Genomic DNA, 17842 nt, shown 5'->3' on the forward strand with positions numbered 1-17842 from the left:
GGATGGATCGCGCTCCAAGCATGGCGCGCAGGATGGAGCGCCGGTATCCTGCCGGCGGTTCGCCGGCTTCTAGCCGGCTGAGGCGTCGGCGGCGCTCCTTATTCTCGCCGAAATCAGAACGGAATGTCGTCGTCGCCGCCGCCGAAGCCGCTGCCGTAGTCGTCGCCGGGGTCCTGGGCCGGGGCCGCCGGCTGCTGGGAGCGACCGCCCCCGCCGCCACCACCACCGCCACCCCAGCTTCCGCCACCGGAGTCGCCGCCGCCACCGCCGCCACCTCGGTTGCCGTAGGAAGAGCGCTCGGGACGGCCCCCTCCCCCGCCTTCGTAGGGCTGGTCTCCGCCGCCACGGCGGCCGCCCGCGAGGATGATGTTGTTGGCGACGATGTCCGTGCGGTATCGTTTCTCGCCATCTTTTTCGTAGCTGCTCGTGCGGAGGGAACCCTCCACGAATATGCTCGAGCCCTTGCTTAGGATCTTTGCCAGCGCCTCTCCGCGCTTGCCCCAGACGGTGACTTGATGCCACTCGGTTCGTTCTTGGCGGGCGTTGTTGCGATCGAGATAAGTCTCGGTCGTGGCCAGACGAAGTTTGAGGATGGCCTGGCCGCCGGGGGTGACGCGCAGCTCGGGATCCGCCCCCAAGTTTCCGAGCAAAAGTACCTTGTTGAGACCTTCCGCCATGATTTTCTCCAATGAACCGACGCTTGAAACGGCATCCATCCACATGAACGACACCGACAACGCCGAAGTGAATGTTTCGAACGGCTTCGCTCCTGAGTCAACGGTCAAAGCGCAGCCAAAAAGGATGGTATGTAGCCCGGCTGAAGCCATGACCAAGCCGCGTATTTCGATCGTCATACCCGTTTACAACGAGCAGGGCATCCTCCACGCGGCGATCGTCGACCTTCGCGAGCGGCTCAAATCGTTCGGTTGGAGCTACGAGGTCATCCTCGCCGAGAACGGCTCCCGGGATCATACCGTGGAAATCGGCGAGGAGCTCTCGCGCAAGTACAACGACCCGGCCACGGGCCAGATCCGCATCATGAGCCTGGGCGAGCCCAATTACGGCAAGGCCATGAAGCAGGGCATTTTGCTGGCCAGGGGCGAGCTCGTCATCTGCGAGGAAATCGACCTGTGCGATGCGGATTTTCATCGCCGCGCCATCGACATCCTCGAGACGGGCGAGGCGGACCTGGTCATCGGCTCCAAGCTGGCCGATGGCTCGGAGGACGACCGTCCCATGGTCCGCCACGTCGCCAGCCAGGCCTATTCGACGATGCTCAAGGTGCTTCTGGGCTTCCGCGGCACCGACACGCATGGCCTCAAAGCCTTTCGGCGCGTGGCGCTACTCGACACCGTGCGCGCCTGTTTGGTCGACAAGGACGTTTTCGCGAGTGAGTTCGTCATCCGCGCCGATCGCGGGGGCGTGAAGATTCGCGAGATCCCGGTCCGGGTCATCGAAAAGCGGCCGCCGTCGATCAACCTCTTCAAGCGCGTGCCCAACGTGTTGAAAAACGTGGCCAAGCTCACGTACGCCATCCGCATCCGAGGGTAGGTCGGATACACTTCGCTTTCGTCCTTTGGAAGCCGATCCGCGTGTTCCCTACAAGAGCCTGTTCGCGGCCTCGCTGGCGCTGCTCGCCTACAGCACGCTGACGGCGGTGGCCTTGGCGGCCTACTTCGCGCGGACGACGCAACCGTGGACGTACAACAGCGTGCTCGCCACGGTGAGCTGTGTGCTCGGCGTCGTGGCCAGTGCCATCGTGTGGCGTTGGCCCTCGCGACCTGCGCTCATCGCCGGAATGGCGGTGATGCTTTCATCGCTGCTTCGCGTGGGTCCCTTCAACGAGTGGACTTGGGTGTCGTTCACCATGCTGGCGGTAACGACGCTGCTTCTCGTTCCATTGGTCCACGCATTGGTCTTGCTCCCGCCGCACTCGTGATAATCGTATCGCGTGCCCGACGCGAATAGCGGGAACAGGATGGGGGTGGATGCTGCGGCGGTGGACGCGTCGTACGACGTGGCGGTCATCGGCGGTGGGGTCAATGGCACCGGAGTCGCACGCGATCTTTCGCTTCGCGGGCTGCGCGTGGTGCTTTTCGAACGGCACGATTTGGCTTTTGGCGCGAGTGGCAATTCGAGCGGGATGATCCACGGCGGGGTGCGGTACCTGCCGACGAATCCCAAGGTGACGCGGCAGTCGTGCCAGGACTCGGGATACATCCAGCAAATTGCACCGCACTTGCTGTTTCGCATTCCGTTCTTGATGCCGGTGCGCGCGGGGGCGCGCGGGCGGATCATGATCGAGTTGCTCGATGCCTTTTTTCGGGCGTACGACCGGTACCAGCCGCTCAAGCGCGGGGAACTTCACACGCGGCTCGATGGGCGGGAGCTCGCGCATTTGGAGCCCGGGCTGCACGGCGATTTGGTGGGCGGGGTGACCTTCGACGAATGGGGCGTGGACGGAACACGGCTCTGCGTGCTGAACGCGCTCGACGCGAAGGAGCATGGCGCGAAGGTGCATGTGCACACGACGGTGGAGTCGATGGCGCGGGGGCCTGGCGAGCCCCGGAGGTACGTGCTGCGCCTGCGGGATCGGCTGACGCAGCGGGCGTTCGCGGTGGAGGCGACGAACGTCGTCAATGCGACGGGGGCGTGGGGGCCGATTACGGCGACGTTGGGAAAGCTTTCCAACGAGCGGGTGCGGGTGCGGCCGGCCAAGGGGATCCACGTGGTGTTCGACCGGCGGATTTCCAATTACGCAATTTTGGCGGAGGCCATCGACGGGCGGCAGGTTTTCCTCGAGCCGTGGGAAAACATGAGCGTCATCGGAACGACCGACGACGATTTTTTCGGGGACCTGGACGACGTCGTGGCGACGAGCGAGGAGGTTCGTTACCTCGTCCAAGGGGTGGCGCGCGTGTTTCCGGCGATTCGCGAAGCGCGCGCGATTGGGACGACGGCGGCGGTGCGGCCGACGCTGTACGAGTACGGGCCAAACGAGGATGCGCTGTCGCGGGAGCACGCCATCGTGGACCACGCGCCAGACGGTGCGCCGGGTGTGTACTCGATGATTGGGGGCAAGCTCGCGAGCTACCGTCTATTTGCAGAGGAGATGGCCGATCGCCTCGCGCCGGGGACGACGTGCTCGACGCACGTGAAGGCGCTGCCGGGCGGCGACGCCGTGCCGGACGCGCTGGTGACGGCGGAGCAGAACGAGCTGACGCCGGTCGCAGCGCGCCGTTTGGTGTATCGGCACGGGTCGCGGGCGAAGCAGGTGCTGTTGCGCATGATGCGGCGTCCGCGGGAGCGGGCGGTGGTATGCCCCTGCGAGCCGGTGTTCGAGGCCGAGGTGCGGCACGTGCTGCAAGAGGAGATGGCGCGCACGGTGGACGACGTGGCGCGCAGGACGCGATTGGGCTTGGGGCCCTGCGGCGGGATGCGCTGCGCGGCACGCTGCGGGCAGATTGTGGCGGACGAGCTCGGGCTGGCTCCACGCGACGGCATCGAGCAAGCGCGCACATTTCTCGAGGGACGCGCGAAGACGCGCATCGTGGCCATGGGGCCCGATCAGGCGCGCCAGGAGGCGCTGGCCATGGCGCATCTGCGCGCGACGCTCGGCGCAAAGGGCCGGACGTGAAGCCCGTGGTCGTGGTGGGGGCCGGTGCCGCGGGGCTGGGGGCGGCGCTTCGTCTGGCCCGAGCGGGCTGCCCGGTGCAGGTCATCGACGGCGCGGCGGGCGCGACGTCGCTGTCGTGCGGCGCGGTGGATGCGACGCCGTGGGAGGACGGGGACACGGCGCTGCGGATGGATGGGGAGGCGCTGCGGCTCTTGGAGGAGCTAGGGCTGTATCGGCTGGGCGGCGCGGTGTTGGCCACGACGGCGGGCATCCTGCGCGGCGCGGCGGGGGCCGATCGAGCGATGCTCGATGTGAAGGCGTTGCCTCGGGGTGCGGTGCTGGTGCCCCGCGTGGAGCATTCCGGGTGGGACGGTGGGACGCTGGCGCGCTCGTGGAGCGATACGGAGATGGCTCGGGCGTGCGGGCTGACGTTCACGGCGGTGGATGCGACGATCTTGCGCTTTCGCGAGGAGCGAGGATTGTGCGACGCGGACATTGCCGCGCGCCACGATGACGGAGCGAGGCTCGGGTGGCTTGGCGAGCGGCTGCGCGAGGCGCTCGGGCGCAGTGGACGATGCGTCGGGGTGATTCTGCCGCCGTGGCTGGGGGTCGAGGGTCCGCAGGCGGAGGCCTTGTCCGAGCGGGTCGGGCTTCCGTGCGGGGAAGCTTTGGCGGCATTGGCTTCGGCAGCGGGACGCCGTTTCGAGCGCGTGCGCGATCGGGCGCTGTCACGTGCCGGTGCGGCGGTGCGGCGTGGGTGGGTGCGTCGGGTTGCGGCGTCCCCATGGACGGTGGAGTTGGAGGATGGGGAGGCCATCGAGGCGTCGGCCGTGGTGCTCGCGGCGGGTGGGCTGGTGGGCGGTGGGATCGCGTACGATCCGAGCGAGGCGGCGGCCGGTGGCGAGGTTCCCGAGGGCGCACGGCCGGTGTTTCGGATGACGATGGCGGCGCCGGGGACGCTGGGAGCTAGGGGCCGACCTCTCGAGCTCCCCGGGTCGCTGTTCGGTGTGCCGCCCGAGTCCATCGCGTGGCCTTTTGCGAACGACCCACTGATGGACCGGGTGGGGCTGCTGGTGGACGCTTCTGGCGCGGTGCAAGGCGCGCCGGGCGGACTCGTTGCATGCGGCGATCTGGTGGCCGATCGCCCGCGCACGTGGCTCGAGGCCTGGCGATCCGGAGTCCGCGCCGGCGGGACGCTCTGCGCGATGCTACTTGGCCGCGAGAACGTCGACCTTCACGATGCTCGGGGGTGAGGCGAGCAGTTCGTCGGCTTTGGCCATGAGGGCCTTGGCGATGGGGCCTTCGATATGCGCCGTGCGGCCGGCTTCGTCGACGAAGGCGTCGAAGATGCCAAAGGTGCGCGGGCCCGATTGAAAGGCGTACCAGACGACGGTTCCGCTTTCCGCAGCGGCGAGGGCCTGGGCACTTTTGAGAAAGGCCGACAGCTCTCCTTCTTTTCCGGGTTTGGCTTCGAGCGTCGCGAGAAATCCAACTTTCAGCATGGGAAACTCCTTTGGTTGCAAGGGACGGGCGAGAAAGTAGGCCGCGCGGGTCGAAAACGGCAGTGGCGGAAACGACACATATCGTATCATTTACGCCATGAAGATTTCGGTGCTCGCCCTGGAGGACGTGTTCGACACGGGGCTGTCGGCGGTGCTCGATACCCTCGAGACGGCCAACGAATTGGCCGGCGAGTGTTCGCGGTACGACGTCCGGTGCGTGGGGGTGCGGGCGAAGGTTTGCACGCATCAAGGCTTCGAGGTGCGTTTGGCGGCAAAGGCGCATCGCGCCCCCGATCTCGTGGTGGTGCCTGCCCTTGCCTGCAAGCAGCCGGAAACCATCGTGGCTGCGCTGGCTCGTGCCGATGTGGCCGATGCCGTCAAGCTACTCGCGCGCTGGCGCGCGGGTGGGGCGCGCATCGCGGCGGCGTGCACGGGGACGTTCGTGCTGGGCCGCGCGGGGCTGCTCGACGGGCATCGCGCGACGACGAGTTGGTGGCTCGGTCCGACGTTTCGGCGCGAGTTTCCTTCGGTGGAGCTCGACCACGAGCAGATGGTCATTGCGGACCGCGGCGCGCTGACGGCGGGTGCCGCGCTCGCGCACGTCGATCTGGCGCTCACGGTGATCCGCGAGCGGAGTCCAAATCTGGCCGATTTGGTGGCGCGGCATCTTCTGGTCGAGGACCGCGCGTCGCAAGCTCCCTTCATTGCGCCGGGGCACATCGCCCACGACGACGATCTCGTGAAGCGGTTCGAGACATGGACGCGTCGCCATATCGCGGAGTCGTTCGATTTGGCCCGGGCCGCGCGCGCGGTCGGAGCGAGCGAGCGCACGCTCCAGCGCCGCATCCGCATGGTGCTCGGCAAGTCGCCGATTGCCTTCGTGCAGGATCTGCGGCTCGAGCGAGCCGCTCACCTGCTTCGGACGACGCGCGACAACGTCGACAATGTCGCCCGTTCCGTGGGCTACGAAGACGGCGCCACGCTGCGTGTTCTCATCCGTCGCAAACTCCGTACCAGCGCCCGCAACTTGCGCCGCACGGGGTAGCGCAGGCCAGAGAACAAACGGGTGCGTCAACGAGCGCTCCGCGCGTTCGCACACGTTCTGCTGCTGGCGTTTCTTGTTTGCCAGACGAAAGAGGAGGCAAAAGATCCGGTGGATACGGTCAGTTCTGCAGAAAGGCAGCTACCCCAACGAGGAATACCGCCACCGGTCGGCGCCCGCTGCGCGACCCTTCACACGCCGCGTGTTGTTCCCGCTTATTCGGGGCTCCCTCGGGAGCCGGTTCCGACGTTCACGGGCACGCGACGAGCTGTCGACTCCCAACCTTACCAAATGTCGACCCATCGTCTGCGGCCCCGACGGGGCGGCGTCCGGAGCACCGCGACGCCGAGGCCTGCCCCGCACCTTGCCAACCTGGTGCCAGACAACGCACAGCCCTTTTCGCCGATGAACCGCGCACGCGCGGCACGCGATGGCCTGTCCGGGACAACGCGAGGCCTGTCCCGGACAGCCCCCCTACCCGCGTTAGCGTTTACGACGCTCGAGGATGGCGCCCAACAGAACCTTGCGGAAGGACGTGCGTGGGTAGCCGGCCTCGCGGGCGGCAGCGCTCATGTTGTTGTCGTGCTTCGCCAACAGAGCTTTCGCTGTTTGGGGCGTGAGCGAAAGCGGGGGGCGCGAATCCGCCCTTGGATTCAACGCGCGCTCCACGTGAATCGTCTCGATGACGCCCGCGTTGTCGCAGGCCAAATCGGCCGCGCGCAAGAGAACATTGCGCAATTCGCGAACGTTGCCGGGCCAATCGTGCGCGGAAAGGCGGACCATCGCGCCAGGCGCGAGCGTTCGCGTGCCGATGCCGACGCACGAAGATGCCAGCAGGGTGCGTGCAATGACCGGAATGTCTCCCTTTCGATCGCGAAGCGCTGGAATGTCGATGATGAAGCCCTCGAGGCGATGGTAAAGGTCGCGCCGGAAAAGGCCCTGGTCGATACGCTCCTCGAGGGAGACGTGGGAGGCGGCCACCACGCGGACGTTGGGGCGGTAGCCGCTGCCGGTCGCCCCGACGCGCCGCACCTCGTATCCATCGAGCGCGCGGAGAAGCTTCGGCTGCGCTTCGATCGGAAGTTCACCGATTTCGTCGAGAAAAAGCGTGCCGCCCTCGGCGTCGGTGAACGCGCCGGTGCGGCGCGATGTGGCGCTGGTAAACGCGCCTCGCTCGTGTCCGAACAACTCCGACTCGACGAGTTCGCGCGGAAGCGTCGACACGTTCAGAGCGATGAAGGGGCGATCCTTGCGCGGCCCCTCCGTGTGCAGTGCACGGGCGATCAGTTCTTTGCCCGTGCCGGTCTCCCCCGAGATGAGAACCGGATTTGGATACGCCGCGATCCGCCGAGCGTACTCCGTCATGCGCCGCACGAGCAGAGAGCTTCCGGCAACGCCGGGAAGCGGCTGAAAGATGCCTCCGTCGCTGAACACTTCCTCGCGGGCCCCCTCGCTCAATGTCAGCGTGGAGTGCCCGACCGTGATGCTGGTCCCCACGGCGCACCAAGCATCTTTTACGCGAGCGCCGCCGACGAAGGTGCCGTTCTTCGAGCCGAGATCGCATATCGAAATTCCCTCGCGGCTCACCACGATGGAGCAGTGCCGGCCACTCACCGCGGGATCGCGCACCTTGATTTCGGCTTGCGGCGACGAACCGACCACGAAACGCCCCGGGGCAAGAGGCAGGTACTGAACCCCCGAGCTGTCACATACCTCGAGCACCCACGAACCACTGCTCGGGCCTTCTGAAATCGTCAGAGTCGGCTTGTCTTCCATGTTCCACGTCCCTCCGAGACATTCATCGGATTACGGACGCCTCCGGTTGCGCACTTTGGACCGCAGCGGCATAACGTGATGGATTTCATTACGGAAAAAAAAGACCCCATGCCGCTGCCCGATTCCTTTCACCCTGCTGTTCGCCATTGGTTCGAGCGCACGTTCGATGCACCGACGGAAGCCCAATCCAACGGGTGGCGCGAGATCGCGGCCGGCCGGGACACCCTGATTGCAGCGCCCACGGGCTCGGGAAAGACCCTTGCCGCCTTTCTCGCCAGCCTGGATGCGCTGGTGCAGAAGTCCTATACAAATGATCTCCCCACCACCCAGGGTACGAGCAAAGTCCAAGTCGTCTATGTCTCGCCGCTCAAAGCGTTGAGCAGCGACGTGCAGCGCAATTTGGAAATGCCGCTCGAAGGCATTCGCGAGGCCGCCCTCGCGCTGGGGCTCGAGCCGCCCGCCATTCGCACCGCACTTCGCACGGGCGATACCACCCCGGCCGCACGCGCGGCCATCGTGCGCGACGCGCCGCATATCCTCATTACGACGCCCGAGTCGCTTTACTTGATGCTCACCGCCGAGCGCACGCGCGCGCTCCTCACCGATGTGAACACCGTCATCGTCGACGAGCTTCACGCTCTGATGCGCGACAAGCGCGGCAGCCACCTCGTGCTCTCGTTGGCACGCCTCGATGCCCTCGCCAAACGGCGCCCGCAACGGATCGGCCTTTCCGCCACGATTCACCCCATCGAAGAGGCCGCGCGTTTTCTGACCGGCCCGAACCGACCGTGCGCCATCGTCAATCGCGGGCATCGGCGCGATCTCGAGCTGCGCATCGAGGTCCCGCAAACGGACCTCCAAGCCGTCCCTACGCACGAGCAGTGGAAAGAGATTTACGACCGCATCGCCGCGCTCGTCGCGGAAACGCGCACCACGTTGGTCTTCGTCAATACACGGCGCATGGCCGAGCGGGTCGCGCATCACCTCGGCGAGCGGCTCGGGGAAGACCGCGTCGCGGCGCATCACGGAAGCCTCTCCAAAGAGCGCCGCCTGCGCACCGAGCAGCGCCTCAAGGCCGGCGACATGCGCGCGCTCGTGGCCACCGCATCGCTCGAACTCGGCATCGACATTGGCTCCGTCGACCTCGTCTGCCAAATCGGCTCACCGCGCGCGATCACCACGTTTCTGCAGCGCATCGGCCGCGCCGGCCACGGGCTCGGCCGCATCTCGCGCGGCCGCCTCTTCGCCACCTCGCGCGACGAGCTCCTCGAATGCGCCGCCGTGATCCGCGGCGTCGGCACGGGGCACCTCGATCGCATCGAGCCACCGGTGGCCCCACTCGACGTGCTCGCGCAGCACCTCGTCGCGGAATGCTCCGCGCGCGAATGGGACGAAACTGCGCTCTACGAGCTCGTTCGCCAGAGCGCACCCTATTCCGACCTGCCGCGCCAAGCCTTCGACGAAGTCGTCGATATGCTCTCCACGGGGGTCGCACCGCGGCTGGGTCGCAATGCCGCGCTGCTCCACCGCGATCGCGTGGCCAATCTCCTTCGCGGCCGCCGGGCGGCGCGCATCATCGCGCTGACCAATGGCGGTGCCATACCGGATGTCGCCGACTACCGCGTCATCCTCGATCCCGACGAGACCTTGGTCGGCACCGTCAACGAAGATTGGGCCATCGAAAGCATGGCCGGCGACGTCTTCGTCCTGGGGACGCACTCGTGGCGCATTCGTCGCGTCGAATCGCGCAAAGGCATCATGCGCGTCGAGGATGCGCAGGGTCTTCCGCCGTCGGTTCCTTTTTGGCTCGGCGAGGCGCCCTCCCGCACGTGGGAGCTCTCGGCCGAGGTCAGTCGCCTGCGCGCCGACGTCGTCGCCTACTTGGATGGGCGCGACGGCCGGCGCGACATTCCGCCCTGGCTCGCCACCGAATGCGCACTCACGGACGAAGGCGCCGCCCAGGTTGCCGAATACGTCACCGCACAGCGCGATGCACTCGGCGTCGTTCCCACGATGGATGACATCGTCTTCGAGCGTTTTTTCGACGAGGCCGGCGGCATGCAACTCGTCGTGCATGCTCCTTTCGGGGGACGCGTGAATCGGGCTTTCGGACTCGCTTTGCGCAAACGATTTTGCCAAACCTTCGATTTCGAACTTCAGGCCGCCGCCACCGACGATGCCATCGTGCTCTCCATGGGCACCATGCATAGCTTTCCGTTGCAGGACGCCTTCCATTTCGTGCGCGACGACCAACTCGATACGACCCTCGAGCAGGCCATTCTCGTGGCCCCCATGTTCGGGGCGCGCTGGCGATGGAACGCGGGCCGGGCGCTCGCCGTGCTTCGCCATTCCCATGGCAAAAAGGTTCCGCCGTTCATCCAGAGAATGCGCGCCGACGATCTGCTCGCCGCCGTTTTCCCCGCGCAGGTCGCCTGCCAGGAGAACGTCACGGGGCCGCTCGAAATCCCCGAGCACCCGTTGGTGCGCCAAACCGTGCATGACTGCCTGTTCGAGGCCATGGATACGGTGCGCCTGCACGAGCTGCTCGCGCGCATGGACCGCGGCGACATCCGCATGCACGCCCGCGACACCACGGAACCCTCGCCGTTCTCGCACGAGGTCCTCAACGCCAAGCCGTACGCCTTTCTCGACGACGCGCCGCTCGAAGAGCGCCGTGCCCGCGCCATTTCCCTGCGGCGCACCCTGCCCGAGAATCAGCGCGATCTCGCCGCACTCGATCCCGACGCCATCGCGCGCGTGATCGCCGAAGCGCGCCCTTCGCCTCGCAATGCCGACGAGCTGCACGACGTCCTGCTCGGTCTGGTGATTGCCCCCATTGAAGACACCGCGCGCGGCTGGCTGGAGGAGCTCGTGCGCGTAGGCCGTGCCGCTCTCCTACCGACCCATGCCGGCGAGCTGGCCTTCGCCACGGAGCAAATCGGCGCCATTCGTGCACTGTACGCCCCCCACATGGCGGTTCCCGACGTGGCGCTGCCCCCGCACATCACGACGGAAATGCTGTCGCACGACGAAGCGGTCCTGCGCACCGTGCGCGGTCACATCGAAGTCATGGGGCCATTTCGCCCGACGGCGCTCGCCGAGCAGCTCGCGCTCGACCCTTCCGACGTGGCCATTGCCCTCGGGCAGCTCGAATCGGAAGGCCTGGTGCTTCGCGGCCATTTCACGCCCGGCGCGCAGGAGCCCGAGGTCTGCGATCGCCGGCTCCTCGCCCGCATTCATCGTTACACGCTGGATAGGCTTCGAAGCGAAATCGAGCCGGTGAGCGCGCAGGATTTCATGCGCTACCTTTTCGAGCGGCATCACCTGTCCCCGCGCACACGCTCCGGCGGACGCGCCGGCCTGCGCGAAAGCATCGCGATGCTGCAGGGATTCGAGCTTGCGGCAGCTTCGTGGGAGAAGGATATCCTCACCCCACGCGTCGCCGGCTACCGCGCGGAATGGCTCGATCAATTGTGCCTCGAGGGTGAGGTCGCGTGGGCGCGCCTCTCCCTGCGCAAATCGACATCGAACAGCGCCGGCGGAGCATCCCGCGCCACCCCCATCACCATTGCTCTGCGCGCAGATCTCGATTGGCTCCTCGAAGCCGTTCGCGGCAGCGACCCTGCCCCCCATGCCGAGGGCTCCCCCGTCCTCGAAGCCCTCCGCCGCCGCGGCGCCCTTTTTCTCGAAGATCTCGCCAAGGTCACCCAACTCCAGCGCGCCGATCTCACGGGGGCCCTCTGGGACCTCGTCGGCTCCGGGCTCGTCGCCGGGGACGGCTTCCACCCATTGCGTGAGCTACTTCAATCGGGCCACGCCGCTGCGCGTCGGAAAAAGCGCGCGTTCCAAGGACGATGGTCGCTGCTCGAGCGCATGTCTCCCGACACCACGCCGATCGACGAACTCGCCGACCGCGTCGCAGGGCAGCTGCTCCTCCGCTATGGCGTCGTCTTTCGTGAACTCGTCACCCGCGAAAGCTTCTCCGTCCCCTGGCGCCATGTGGTTCGCGCATTGCGATTGCGTGAGGCACGCGGATTGGTACGCGGCGGTCGATTCGTTGCCGGATTCATTGGAGAGCAATACGCACTACCGGAAGCGGTCGACGCATTGCGACGCGTACGGCGTCAGGAGCGAACAGGCGACATGGTGCGCATTCGTGCATCCGATCCGCTCAATCTCGTGGGCATTCTGCTTCCTGGCGCGCGCATTCCCTCGCATCACGGTGCGTCACTCGTCTTTCGAGATGGCGCGTTCATAACGGATCAGCCGATGATTAATCCGCCAATCGCAGATTCGCCCAATTCCATTACAACCTATAATTGACAATTAGAGTTCCCTCACGACAATGGCCGCTTCCAAATTCTGGAGGTGGTGACCATGAAACGACTCGGCCTCGGTGTAACCGTAGTCTCCTTCGTCGTAGGTTTTGCCGGATGCAGCTCCTCCTCTCCGTCCGACTCCTCGGACCCTAGCGACACGTCGTCGACGGGCCAAGCGATCCTGCGCGAGGGCGTCGCCGATGCCATGGTCGAAGGCCATGCGCCCACGTCGGTCCTCGTCTTCCTCAAAGGCTCCGCCGATCTCACGGCGCCCACCGCCGGTTTCGCCACGCGCGCCGAACGCGGCGCGTTCGTGCACACCCGCCTCGTCGATCATGCGAAGGCCTCTCAGAGCGCCCTCCTCGAGATGCTCGCACGAGAAGGCGCCAAGGTGCAGCCTTTCCATATCGTCAATGCCGTTCTCGTGAACGATGCCTCCCCTCGCCTGCTGCGCAAGCTCGCGACCCGCGCGGATGTCGATCGCATCCTGGTCGACAAGGCTGTTCCTCTCAAACTCGTCCCCAACGACGAAACTTTGCAAACCGAAGCCGTCGCAGCGATCGGTTCGAACATCACCGCCACCGGAGCAAACCGTGTTTGGACGGAATTCGGCGTCAAAGGCGCCGGTGTCGTCATTGCAGGACAAGACACGGGTGTCAATTGGTCCCACCCCGCTCTCAAATCGCACTACCGCGGATGGAACGGGACGACCGCCGACCATAGCTACAGCTGGCACGACGCCATCCATGAAGCCTCCGGAAATCCATGCGGCGCAAACGCAGCGGCACCTTGTGACGACTACGGTCATGGGACGCACACCATTGGGACGGTGGTGGGAGACGACGGCGGCAGCAATCAAATCGGCATGGCGCCGGGCGCAAAATGGATTGCATGCCGTAACATGGACGCAGGCACGGGTACGCCCTCAAGCTACATCGAGTGCTCGCAATGGTTCCTTGCCCCGTACCGGCAGGGCGCCGATCCGAGCACCGGCGACCCATCCAAGGCGCCGGACGTCATCAACAATTCGTGGGGGTGCCCTTCGAGTGAAGGTTGCAGCGGAAAGGATCTCGTGGATGTCGTCCGTTCACTCGCCTCGGCGGGTATCGTCTTCGTCGCTTCGGCGGGGAATTCAGGCTCCGGTTGCGGAACCATCTCGGACCAGCCAGCAACCATCTGGGATGCCACCCTCTCCGTTGGCTCGTACAACCATCGAAACGGTGCGATTTCCGGCTTCTCCAGCCGCGGGCCGTCCCAAATCCCCGGCGAAACGGAAAAGCATATCGGCCCGGATGTGGCTGCGCCCGGAGAAAGCATCAATTCGTCGGTGCAAAGTGGTTATGGCTCGATGAGCGGCACGTCGATGGCTGGCCCTCACGTCGTAGGCGAAGTGGCTCTCCTCATTTCGGCCAAGCCCGCGCTGCGCGGAAACGTTGCCGAGATCACCAGAATCGTGACCACCACCGCCAAGGCCAAAACGTCGACACAAAGCTGCGCTGGCACCAGCGGATCCGCCCGTCCCAACAACACGTGGGGCTACGGTATCATCGACGCCTACGCCGCCGTCAAAAGCGTCAGATAAGGCACTGAGGCAAGAGCTTCCCCGACTGACCTTGTCGCGTCGCGAGTTGCCGTCGCCCGAAAGGTCTGTAAAGACTCCTCCCGCAGCTTAGCGGGAGGAGCGAATCGGTGAGAAAGGCGCGGGGAATCGGAGGATGGTGCAAGCTCGCGGGCAGCTCGTGCCTCATTTTTGCGGCGATCTCAGCGTGCAGCTCGGACGAAAATCCGGCGCGTCCCGATAGCCTGCGGCCCGGACAGATTCCAAAGTATGACAAGGTGCCCCCCACGGTCGCTTGGACATCCCCGCTCGACGGGGAGGAAAATGCGTGGGTGCGGGCACCCATCCGGGTCACGTTCTCCGAACCCGTCATTTTGGGAGACAAACCGGTCCAGCTCACGGTGGATGGCCAATCCGTACCGGTCACGACCGATTACGAGGAAGCCTCCTACACCCTGACCATCAAGCCGGGCCACTCTCTCGTCGGCCCGGCGCACGCATCGGTGGATTTCGGCGACATCCGCGATTACGAGGGCAATCCGCTGGTAAGGCCGCCGTGGCGCTGGTCCATGGATCGCTGGATCGCCGTTGGCGAAGTTCTCGAGGAACCCGACGGCCGGCCCCCCGTCATCGCTGCAGGCCCCGGTAACGAAGTTGCAATTGCATTCGCGCCCCTCCCCTCCTCGTCGGTACCGAGGGCACGCACGGTCGATCCACGGCACGGCATCTGGCGCGAGTATCGGGACATCGACGAGGTGTCCGCGCGCGATCCATTGACGCTCTTCATCAGCGAAATGGGGCGACCGACGATGGTCTTCACCACCGAGCTCAATGAAGTTGCCATTGTCGAGTGGCAGGACAAATTCAGTTGGCTGCCCGTCATGGGTGGAGATGACTACGTGACCATCGATCAGGGAAAGGCGTTTGCCGCACGCGCCAGCGACAATGTCCTCTTCGCCGCATTCGACACACCCGATGCCGACGGAGGCTCCCATATCGTCGTCAAAGCGCAGAAATGGTCGGACGAACGCCCGCTCGGTGAAACCGTCAACGATCCTGCGACCGAAAAGGACGCCCGGTTGCAATCGCTGGCGCTCGACCGCGTCGGCATCCCTTATGTGAGCTACCGCACCACCACGGGCGATGGACACGTGCGGGTTTGGTCCAAGGATCGATGGTTACCCGTGGGCCCCGCGGTCAATCCATCCAACGAGAACGCGGAGATCACCCAAGTTGCGGTGAACGACGCGGGAACGCCCTACGCACTCGTGCAGCTGTCGGATCGGTACCTGCCTCGGCAACGTACCGTCGTAATGAGTTTCGATGGATCGCACTGGGTCGAATGCGGCCCGCCCCTCACTACGAATAAGATCGAAGGAGGTACGTTCTTTGCGCCAACACGTGGCGATCGGTTCCTTGCCTATCTCCCTTCCTGGCAACCCGGAAAGGGATATCACCACCTGTTCGAGGCATCCGGTGCCGGATCTCTCGAGATCCCGTTCCCAGATCTTTCGGCGAACGGTCCCGGAAATGCCACCGTGGACCCGAACGGAATTCCCGTGGTTACGTGGCGCGAGAACAATCGAAACGTGCGCGTCGCACGGCTGAATCGGTAATCGTGGTCGCGAGAAAAGTCAGAGCGTGATGAGCGTCATTTGGAATCGCCGGACTGCCCTTGTCCTAGGAACATTGGTCACCGTGATCGCTTGTGGGTCGTCGGGATCCGCCACCGACGGATCGCCGAACGATCTCGACGTGATTCCCCCCCAGATTGTCTCGCAGAGCCCCTTGCATCGCGATGCCGAGGTTTCGGTGCACCAGCCCATCGAGGTCAAATTCTCCGAGCGCGTGCGACTTTCCGACTCCGCGCCTGTGAGGCTTTTTGCGAACACGGGCGAGACTGACGTGCCGGTACCGGCGACGGTTCGCCTCTCACGGGACGGAACCGTGGTCACCATCGAGCCCACCGCGCCTCTTTCTGCCCCAGCTGACTATTCGGTGAAGTTCGGCGATATTCGTGATGAAGCCGGAAACGCGTTGGTTTCCATGGGCTGGACGTGGAAGGCTCCACTCTGGTTGCGCGTGGGACAGCCCCTGGAAGATGCGGGTGACCTCTCGTCCTTGATGATTGTGGCAGGTCCCGACGAGCAGGTGACCGTGGGTTCGACCGTCACCGTCAATGTCCCAGACCAACGTCTGCTGATACACGCCATCCGCCGTTCGAACGACAGGTGGACACTGTTGGACAATCGATTGAAAATCGACAGCCGAATTGTGCCCAGTCTTTTCTGGGATAAGGAGTTGGGGCTGTCCGCGCTAATTAGCGATCGAGAAAACCATATCGCACTCGAACAATGGCTCGACACGAAGTGGCAAGAGCACAGTCTCAACCATTCGACCAGTGACGTCGTCGACGCGCTCATCGGGAACTCAAAGGACGGGGAACGCTTTCTCGCGCATCACGTTTTCCACATGGATGCGGGCACGGAAATCTTCGTGTCGCACGGAAGCAATTGGAGTCGCCTGGGCGGTCCCGCCAACGGAGAAGACATCATCCAAGGGCGATTGATATCCCTCTTTCTGGATAGGCAGGGGACACCCTACGTCGTGTACCCCACGAGCTCGGATCCGGGCCGGCTTCGGTACTGGTCGCAGGGTTCGTGGATCTTGCGCGCTCCCCCGGTGACTTCCCCTGGTGATAAAGCGCTACTCCTACGAATCACGATCGACGATGGCGGAACTCCCTTCGCGTTGGTCGCTATTTCGGAGGGGCCCTCCGTGTACGACCAACGGTTCCAAATTCGTCGATTCGACGGAAACCACTGGATCGATTGCGGCGCTCCTTTGCCAATGCCAGGTTCTTCTAGGCTCCAATACTTTGGGCAGGCGTTGGACGGTCACACCTTTGCGGTCCTAACCACCCAAAGCCCAGGCACCGAGATTCCGGACAAGGTCCTCACGTTCGACGTCACCCAAAACGGATGGACCGCAATCGCGCCGCCCGTGGATACCCTGCGCCAATACACGAGGATATTCGCCACCATCGACGACCGTGGCGCCCCCATTCTCGCCTGGTCCGAGGGCTCCGTGGTGCACCTGCGGCGCCTGAATCGCTAGAGACAAAATGAAAAACGGGACCCGCGTCTCCGTGGGTCCCGTTTCGCTGTTTCGACGCGGAAAGCTTACGCGTCAGGCCTTCTTGCGCGCGCGGCCGCCGTCGGCCGTCTTCTTGACGGCGTGGCGGATGAGGACGAGGCCGCCCTTCGAACCGGGGACGGCGCCCTCGATGAGGAGCAGGTGCTTCTCGTTGTCGACGCGGGCGATCTTCAGGTTGAGGATGCTCACCGTCTCGTTGCCGTACTGGCCGGCCATCTTGACGTTGGGGAGCGTGCGACCCGGGGTCATGTTCGTACCGATCGAACCGCCGTGACGGAAGTACTCGTGCGTACCGTGCGAGGCGACGCCGCCGGCAAAGCTCCAACGGCGCATGACGCCCGTGAAGCCGCGGCCGCGGGTGGTGCCGCGGGCGTCGACGAATTGGCCGGCCTTGAAGAGCTCGTCGAGGTTGATGACCGTACCGACCTCGAACTTGGCCGCCCACTCCTCGCTCACGCGCAGCTCCTTGAGGGTGCGCTTGGGGGTCGCGTTGGCCTTCTTGTAGTAGCCGGCGAGCGGCTTGTTGGTGTGGCGCTCCTTGCGCTCACCCAGGCCGAGAACGAGGGCCGAGTAGCCGTCCTTCTCCACCGTGCGCTTGGCGACCACGGTGACCGGGCCTGCCTCGACGACGGTGACGCGCTGGACGGTGCCGTCCTCTTTGAAGAGCTGCGTGTTGCCGAGCTTAATCCCGAAAATGCCGGGGTTCGTATTCATGGGAGACAGATTTCCTTCTTCGCGCGAAAGGACCGTGAGAGAACCCGTTGGCGTTCCGTTCGGAGCGGTCGAACCCGGTGCGAAGTGCCGGGTGACCGTGGGAACCACCGAAGTGGAGCCCGACGCCGTCAGGTAGGGGAAAGGTCGCGCATCATACGG

The 17842-nt window shown here is 65.0% G+C and carries 13 protein-coding genes; 9 read left to right on the forward strand and 4 right to left on the reverse strand.

The genetic code is table 11. The features are described 5' to 3' along the window. Positions 1-113: 113 nt before the first annotated feature. Positions 114-677 (reverse strand): single-stranded DNA-binding protein, encoded by a 564-nt coding sequence (gene ssb / locus LZC95_25110; protein ID WXB00082.1) that lies wholly within the window; start codon positions 675-677, stop codon positions 114-116. A gap of 148 nt (positions 678-825) precedes the next feature. Between ssb and LZC95_25115 the strand changes: the two genes are divergently transcribed. From LZC95_25115 to LZC95_25130, 4 genes are read left to right on the forward strand one after another with little or no spacing between them, the layout of a single operon-like run. Next, on the forward strand, positions 826-1551 hold the full coding sequence (locus LZC95_25115; protein ID WXB00083.1) for a glycosyltransferase: 726 nt from the start codon (positions 826-828) through the stop codon (positions 1549-1551). A gap of 25 nt (positions 1552-1576) precedes the next feature. After that, positions 1577-1939, forward strand: coding sequence for a hypothetical protein (locus tag LZC95_25120; protein ID WXB00084.1), 363 nt, complete (start codon positions 1577-1579; stop codon positions 1937-1939). A gap of 12 nt (positions 1940-1951) precedes the next feature. After that, a complete protein-coding gene (locus LZC95_25125; protein ID WXB00085.1) occupies positions 1952-3637 on the forward strand; it encodes a glycerol-3-phosphate dehydrogenase/oxidase in 1686 nt (561 codons plus the stop codon). After that, positions 3634-4869 (forward strand): FAD-dependent oxidoreductase, encoded by a 1236-nt coding sequence (locus tag LZC95_25130; protein ID WXB00086.1) that lies wholly within the window; start codon positions 3634-3636, stop codon positions 4867-4869. Before LZC95_25125 ends, LZC95_25130 begins: the two co-directional genes overlap by 4 nt. Here the strand turns inward: LZC95_25130 and LZC95_25135 are convergent. Then, positions 4825-5118, reverse strand: coding sequence for an antibiotic biosynthesis monooxygenase (locus LZC95_25135; protein WXB00087.1), 294 nt, complete (start codon positions 5116-5118; stop codon positions 4825-4827). The two genes, LZC95_25130 and LZC95_25135, sit on opposite strands and share 45 nt — an antisense overlap. A gap of 97 nt (positions 5119-5215) precedes the next feature. On the opposite strand from LZC95_25135, the gene LZC95_25140 reads away from it, so the two are divergent. Then, a complete protein-coding gene (locus tag LZC95_25140) occupies positions 5216-6163 on the forward strand; it encodes a helix-turn-helix domain-containing protein (GenBank protein ID WXB00088.1) in 948 nt (315 codons plus the stop codon). A gap of 480 nt (positions 6164-6643) precedes the next feature. On the opposite strand, the gene LZC95_25145 is transcribed toward LZC95_25140, so the two are convergent. Then, positions 6644-7936: a sigma 54-interacting transcriptional regulator gene (locus LZC95_25145; protein ID WXB00089.1), complete on the reverse strand. Its 1293-nt coding sequence runs from the start codon at positions 7934-7936 to the stop codon at positions 6644-6646. Between the two features lie 108 nt (positions 7937-8044). On the opposite strand from LZC95_25145, the gene LZC95_25150 reads away from it, so the two are divergent. From LZC95_25150 to LZC95_25165, 4 genes are all read left to right on the forward strand, one after another. Beyond that, positions 8045-12259 (forward strand): DEAD/DEAH box helicase, encoded by a 4215-nt coding sequence (locus tag LZC95_25150; GenBank protein ID WXB00090.1) that lies wholly within the window; start codon positions 8045-8047, stop codon positions 12257-12259. A 54-nt stretch (positions 12260-12313) separates the two neighbouring features. Continuing rightward, positions 12314-13837 (forward strand): S8 family serine peptidase, encoded by a 1524-nt coding sequence (locus LZC95_25155; GenBank protein ID WXB00091.1) that lies wholly within the window; start codon positions 12314-12316, stop codon positions 13835-13837. Positions 13838-13944: 107 nt separating this feature from the next. Then, positions 13945-15429, forward strand: coding sequence for an Ig-like domain-containing protein (locus tag LZC95_25160; protein ID WXB00092.1), 1485 nt, complete (start codon positions 13945-13947; stop codon positions 15427-15429). Positions 15430-15511: 82 nt separating this feature from the next. After that, positions 15512-16930 (forward strand): Ig-like domain-containing protein, encoded by a 1419-nt coding sequence (locus LZC95_25165; GenBank protein ID WXB00093.1) that lies wholly within the window; start codon positions 15512-15514, stop codon positions 16928-16930. 72 nt (positions 16931-17002) lie between these two features. Here LZC95_25165 and rplC read toward each other — a convergent pair whose 3' ends face one another. Beyond that, the gene (gene rplC, locus LZC95_25170) at positions 17003-17683 is read right to left on the reverse strand and encodes a 50S ribosomal protein L3 (protein ID WXB00094.1); all 681 of its coding nucleotides are present in this window, start codon (positions 17681-17683) and stop codon (positions 17003-17005) included. Positions 17684-17842: the final 159 nt, after the last annotated feature.

Source organism: Sorangiineae bacterium MSr12523 (genome assembly GCA_037157775.1).
Lineage (GTDB): Bacteria > Myxococcota_A > Polyangia > Polyangiales > Polyangiaceae > Pendulispora > Pendulispora brunnea.

Excerpts from the sequence above, each read along its gene's own strand:
- LZC95_25135 (WXB00087.1), bottom strand. The coding sequence starts at position 5,118 with ATGCTGAAAGTTGGATTTCTCGCGACGCTCGAAGCCAAACCCGGAAAA.
- LZC95_25155 (WXB00091.1), top strand. The coding sequence starts at position 12,314 with ATGAAACGACTCGGCCTCGGTGTAACCGTAGTCTCCTTCGTCGTAGGT.
- LZC95_25115 (WXB00083.1), top strand. The coding sequence starts at position 826 with ATGACCAAGCCGCGTATTTCGATCGTCATACCCGTTTACAACGAGCAG.
- LZC95_25140 (WXB00088.1), top strand. The coding sequence starts at position 5,216 with ATGAAGATTTCGGTGCTCGCCCTGGAGGACGTGTTCGACACGGGGCTG.
- ssb (WXB00082.1), bottom strand. The coding sequence starts at position 677 with ATGGCGGAAGGTCTCAACAAGGTACTTTTGCTCGGAAACTTGGGGGCG.
- LZC95_25150 (WXB00090.1), top strand. The coding sequence starts at position 8,045 with ATGCCGCTGCCCGATTCCTTTCACCCTGCTGTTCGCCATTGGTTCGAG.
- LZC95_25145 (WXB00089.1), bottom strand. The coding sequence starts at position 7,936 with ATGGAAGACAAGCCGACTCTGACGATTTCAGAAGGCCCGAGCAGTGGT.
- rplC (WXB00094.1), bottom strand. The coding sequence starts at position 17,683 with ATGAATACGAACCCCGGCATTTTCGGGATTAAGCTCGGCAACACGCAG.